The sequence below is a fragment of the Curtobacterium sp. UNCCL20 genome (genome assembly GCF_900101675.1).
Taxonomy (GTDB): Bacteria; Actinomycetota; Actinomycetes; order Actinomycetales; family Microbacteriaceae; genus Curtobacterium.
Genome location: NZ_FNKG01000006.1, coordinates 1 through 1,672 on the forward strand (window position 1 = coordinate 1; position 1,672 = coordinate 1,672).

Sequence of the window (1,672 nt, forward strand, 5' to 3'; positions counted from 1 at the left end):
TTCGGTCCGAATCAGGCGCCTGGACACCGCAAAACGGTGCCAGATGCTCCTTAGAAAGGAGGTGATCCAGCCGCACCTTCCGGTACGGCTACCTTGTTACGACTTAGTCCTAATCACCGATCCCACCTTCGACGGCTCCTCCCACAAGGGTTAGGCCACCGGCTTCGGGTGTTACCGACTTTCATGACTTGACGGGCGGTGTGTACAAGGCCCGGGAACGTATTCACCGCAGCGTTGCTGATCTGCGATTACTAGCGACTCCGACTTCATGAGGTCGAGTTGCAGACCTCAATCCGAACTGAGACCGGCTTTTTGGGATTCGCTCCACCTTACGGTATCGCAGCCCTTTGTACCGGCCATTGTAGCATGCGTGAAGCCCAAGACATAAGGGGCATGATGATTTGACGTCATCCCCACCTTCCTCCGAGTTGACCCCGGCAGTCTCCTATGAGTCCCCGCCATAACGCGCTGGCAACATAGAACGAGGGTTGCGCTCGTTGCGGGACTTAACCCAACATCTCACGACACGAGCTGACGACAACCATGCACCACCTGTACACCGACCACAAGGGGGCGACCATCTCTGGCCGTTTCCGGTGTATGTCAAGCCTTGGTAAGGTTCTTCGCGTTGCATCGAATTAATCCGCATGCTCCGCCGCTTGTGCGGGCCCCCGTCAATTCCTTTGAGTTTTAGCCTTGCGGCCGTACTCCCCAGGCGGGGCGCTTAATGCGTTAGCTACGACACAGAAACCGTGGAAAGGTCCCTACATCTAGCGCCCAACGTTTACGGCATGGACTACCAGGGTATCTAATCCTGTTCGCTCCCCATGCTTTCGCTCCTCAGCGTCAGTTACGGCCCAGAGATCTGCCTTCGCCATCGGTGTTCCTCCTGATATCTGCGCATTCCACCGCTACACCAGGAATTCCAATCTCCCCTACCGCACTCTAGTCTGCCCGTACCCACTGCAAGCCCGAGGTTGAGCCTCGGGATTTCACAGCAGACGCGACAAACCGCCTACGAGCTCTTTACGCCCAATAATTCCGGACAACGCTTGCACCCTACGTATTACCGCGGCTGCTGGCACGTAGTTAGCCGGTGCTTTTTCTGCAGGTACCGTCAAGAGCAAGCTCCCTTCTTCCCTACTAAAAGAGGTTTACAACCCGAAGGCCGTCATCCCTCACGCGGCGTTGCTGCATCAGGCTTTCGCCCATTGTGCAATATTCCCCACTGCTGCCTCCCGTAGGAGTCTGGGCCGTGTCTCAGTCCCAGTGTGGCCGGTCACCCTCTCAGGCCGGCTACCCGTCGTCGCCTTGGTGAGCCATTACCTCACCAACAAGCTGATAGGCCGCGAGTCCATCCCCAACCAAAAAATCTTTCCACCACCAGACCATGCGGCCGGCAGTCATATCCAGTATTAGACGTCGTTTCCAACGCTTATCCCAGAGTCAGGGGCAGGTTACTCACGTGTTACTCACCCGTTCGCCACTAATCCACCCAGCAAGCTGGGCATCATCGTTCGACTTGCATGTGTTAAGCACGCCGCCAGCGTTCGTCCTGAGCCAGGATCAAACTCTCCGTAAAAAAATACAGACCCAACACCCGAAGGCATCAGACCGAGTTGATTCTGACTGTTGACTGTCAACTGACAATCTTCAATCCAAAAGGAATTGC

Annotated in this window: 1 rRNA gene; it reads right to left on the minus strand. The window is 55.9% G+C overall.

Annotation, left to right across the window (positions count from 1 at the left end):
* Positions 1-54: 54 nt before the first annotated feature.
* Positions 55-1,582, minus strand: a 16S ribosomal RNA gene (locus BLT36_RS18195).
* Positions 1,583-1,672: the final 90 nt, after the last annotated feature.